Origin of the sequence: Nocardia sp. NPDC006982, assembly GCF_042869435.1 — a bacterium.
Lineage (GTDB): Bacteria > Actinomycetota > Actinomycetes > Mycobacteriales > Mycobacteriaceae > Nocardia.
Window position 1 is genome coordinate 1 of the sequence record NZ_JBIAFV010000068.1, and the last position, 3,253, is coordinate 3,253.

The 3,253-nt window shown below is 59.9% G+C and carries 2 protein-coding genes and 2 pseudogenes; 2 read left to right on the forward strand and 2 right to left on the reverse strand.

Annotation, left to right across the window (positions count from 1 at the left end; all coding sequences use genetic code 11):
• Window positions 1–394 precede the first annotated feature (394 nt).
• Window positions 395–613, forward strand: a pseudogene (locus tag ACFYOW_RS49390) (integrase core domain-containing protein); the annotation flags it as partial.
• 30 nt (window positions 614–643) lie between these two features.
• On the opposite strand, the pseudogene ACFYOW_RS49395 reads toward ACFYOW_RS49390, so the two are convergent.
• Window positions 644–805: pseudogene (locus ACFYOW_RS49395) on the reverse strand (transposase); the annotation flags it as partial.
• 363 nt (window positions 806–1,168) lie between these two features.
• Window positions 1,169–1,828 (reverse strand): helix-turn-helix domain-containing protein, encoded by a 660-nt coding sequence (locus ACFYOW_RS49400; protein ID WP_387299107.1) that lies wholly within the window; start codon window positions 1,826–1,828, stop codon window positions 1,169–1,171.
• 378 nt (window positions 1,829–2,206) lie between these two features.
• Here ACFYOW_RS49400 and ACFYOW_RS49405 point away from each other — a divergent pair, with 378 nt between their 5' ends.
• Window positions 2,207–3,106 carry an NAD(P)H-binding protein gene (locus ACFYOW_RS49405; protein WP_387299109.1) on the forward strand — a complete coding sequence of 300 codons (900 nt, stop codon included), beginning with the start codon at window positions 2,207–2,209 and terminating at the stop codon, window positions 3,104–3,106.
• Window positions 3,107–3,253: the final 147 nt, after the last annotated feature.

The following is a 3,253-nucleotide window of genomic DNA, read 5'->3' on the forward strand; positions in this document are numbered from 1 at the left end:
GCGTCCTGCCATGTCGATCAGTGTCCCTTCTCGGCCCTCATCAGGCCAAACGGGACTCTAATACCAGATGGTCTCATTCATTGGGAGCAGCCCACTCCCGTCTGGCTCGTCCCGGGACAGCATTAAGGCCCCGGTTTCGATGTCACCTGGCTTAACGACACGTCATCAGTGGTTCACTTACGTTCGCCTTCTCGGCCCACACCTGCCTTGTCTCGCAAGGCTTTTCCCACGACGCTCACCACCACGGCTCATTCACCGCAGCAACTCGGGGTGGTTTGACACCTGCACCTGCATGCCGATGCCGAAGGACCTACCTTCATCTCCACAACAGCACGGCGACAACGAGATTCGTGCCTTCTACATCACAACCTCCCTATCACCTTCAGGACGCACCAATGCTCTTGCGGAATCGATAATCGGGCTTTTCAAGACCGAGGTCGTGCGCCGACACGGCCCGTTCCGCACGCTCGCCGAGGTCGAGTTCGCGCTCATGGAATGGTGCGACTGGTACAACAATGCGCGTCTTCACTCACGGCTGGACTACTTGACCCCGGCCGAATACGAAGCCGCGTACTACTCTCAACAACCGCCACGCCGACCGGCGCTGGTCTGACACCGAAGCCGGTCCCTTACTCGTGACGGTTCAGGCCGCTTTCAGAATCTCGTTGGCCTCCTTAAGATCTCGGACTTCTCGTTCGAGTTCCTTGATCGGCGCCTGCTCCGCACTCGTCACCCCGGGAGCCTTCCCGGTGTCGATCTGGGCCTGCTTCACCCAGACACGCAACGACTCCGGGTGGACTCCGAGCTTTGGGGCGAGGGCGAGCGCTTGGCAGGCGGCCTACGCCGACGGATACCCGTCGAGTCGGTTCAGCACCATCTTCACCGCTCGCTCACGCTGCTCGATCGGATAACGCTTGGGCATGGCCCATAGCCTCCACAAAGAAGGAAGCGGCCGGAAAATCGGGGCCGTTCATTCCAGGGGCAGCGGCTTTTCAGCTTTGGTTCGACAGACTCTGTTCAGGATGACAAAAATCAACTTGGTGATCTAGATACATCGGCGGCCAGTAGAAGTGCCTGCCTCGCCGTGGCCATGGAGGATACCGGCGCGACTCAGAGACTTTCCGCATGCTCGGCTTTGCCCTCGCGATTAGGCAATAATAAGTCTTGCTCAGCCGATCCGGGTCTGTTCGTGGCGGTAGGCGCCAGGGGTAATGCCTTGTTCGCGTCGGAATGCGCGGGTGAGGGTGATGGTGGAGCTGTAGCCGGTGACGCGGGCAATTTGCGTGATGGGTCGGTCGGTGTCCCGGAGGAGTTTGGCCGCCTCGGCCAGACGCACTGAGGTCAGATAAGCCAGTGGAGGCTGTCCTATCGCAGTGGTGAAGCGTTGGGCGAATGCGGCACGGGAGAGTCCGGCGACGGCGGCCAATTCTGCCACTGTCCAGGGGTGTTCGATATGTGTGTGCATCGCTCGTAGTGCTCGGGCTACCACGGTATCGGCATGCGGCGAGGATGTGTCTCGGGCATGGTTACGACGCCATGCTCGTAACACATATGTCAGTGAGGCTTCGACGAGGGCCGGTGTCAGATCGGGTGGCTGCTTAGAGTCCTCAAGCTCTAGTCGCAAGAACCTCAGCAGGCTTTCGAATTCGATCGGGCATGCTGCGCGCACCGGAATGTAGGTGATGTTCGCCAGATCCCGAAGCAGCGGATGCGGCTGGCGGGGGCCTTGCAGATATCCGCAATACAGGCTTTCCACTGCACTTCCCGCCTGATCCGCGAGGTTGTGCGCGACAAGAGTATGGACGACGCGCGGACCGAATAGGGCCATGTCTCCTGGTCCCAGGACCAACTCTGGGAACCAATGTCCGGAGCCGGCAGGTGGCAAAATCCGGCACGATCCGCTCAACACGATGCGAAATGAGACGGATGCAATCTGTCGAGTCGACCGGCGCTCCGGCATGACGATGCCGTCGGAACGTGTGTACTCGGCAAATGGTTGGCCGGCTCGAAGCGCGGCGTAGACATCGGTGATCGTCTCCACGCTGAAAGCATAGTCGTATGTTAGGCACCACTCGTCAGTCGTCTAGCGGGGTGAGGTGGGGCAAGACGATCGGTTCATCAATCAAGCTTTTCGATCATTACTTGAGCATGCGATCAGTCCTAGCCTCTATAACGAAATCGAAGCATCGGGAAGAAGGGAAATTCGATGGAGATTTTGGTGACGGGTGGGACTGGGAAGGCTGGACGGCGGATGGTCGAGGCGTTGGCTGCAGCCGGGCTCGACGTGAGGGTCGGAAGCCGGCATCCGGGCGCGCCGTCTGAGCATCTGACACCGGTGGCTTTCGATTGGTACGACAAATCGACGTGGGCGAGCGCACTTGGGGATGCTGAGGGGTTGGTGGTTAAGGGACTCGATCTGGATCACTATGCTGCCGAGTCGGTACGGATGCTCTTGGAGTCCGCACCGCATGTCCGACATGTCGTGTTCCTGTCCAATATGGGTGTGGAGTACACCCCGGACGATCATCCACGCCGGGCAATCGAGCTGGTGGTGCAGAACTCGCGCAAGGCGTGGACAATTCTTCGCGCCAACTGGTTCATGCAAAACTTCGACGAGGACGACGCAGTGTTCGCAGAAGCTATTCGGACACGGGGTGAGGTGCATGCCCCCGCGGGGGATGCGAAGGTGAGTTTTGTCGATACCCGCGACCTGGCGGCGGCCACGACTGCGATTTTCGCGACGTCGGGGCACGACGGCCGGGCCTATGCGATCAGTGGGCGGGAGGCGATTTCATTTGCGGAGGTCGCCGCGGCGATCGGGGCGACAAGCGGCACGTCGGTTCGCCATATCGACTGCACGCCAGCCGAACATCGTGAGTACATGCGAGGTCCGGATCGGCCCGCGGCGTATGTAAATCACATCAATCATCTGTTCATCCCCACCAAGGCCGGTGCATGCGCAGCTGTCAGCGGCGATGTGGAGTTGCTGACGGGACAGCCGGCGCGAACTTTCGGGTCATACGTCGAGGAGACGTGGTCGGCATCAGAGTCAGGGCTGCCGCATCCGATTGCCCAGCACGAGAAGCTGTATTCGACTTACCAGTAGCGCGCCAACTTTGGTTGAATGATTGTTCTGCCCAACAGGAGTTCGGACTAGCACTCCAGCCGCACTTAGTTATGTGATCGGTGTCGTCGCTGGTAGTGGGCTTGCCGTGCCCGGTATTGGTGGCGTCGCCGCCAGATGGACCACTTC

Excerpts from the sequence above, each read along its gene's own strand:
- ACFYOW_RS49405 (WP_387299109.1), top strand. The coding sequence starts at position 2,207 with ATGGAGATTTTGGTGACGGGTGGGACTGGGAAGGCTGGACGGCGGATG.
- ACFYOW_RS49400 (WP_387299107.1), bottom strand. The coding sequence starts at position 1,828 with ATGGCCCTATTCGGTCCGCGCGTCGTCCATACTCTTGTCGCGCACAAC.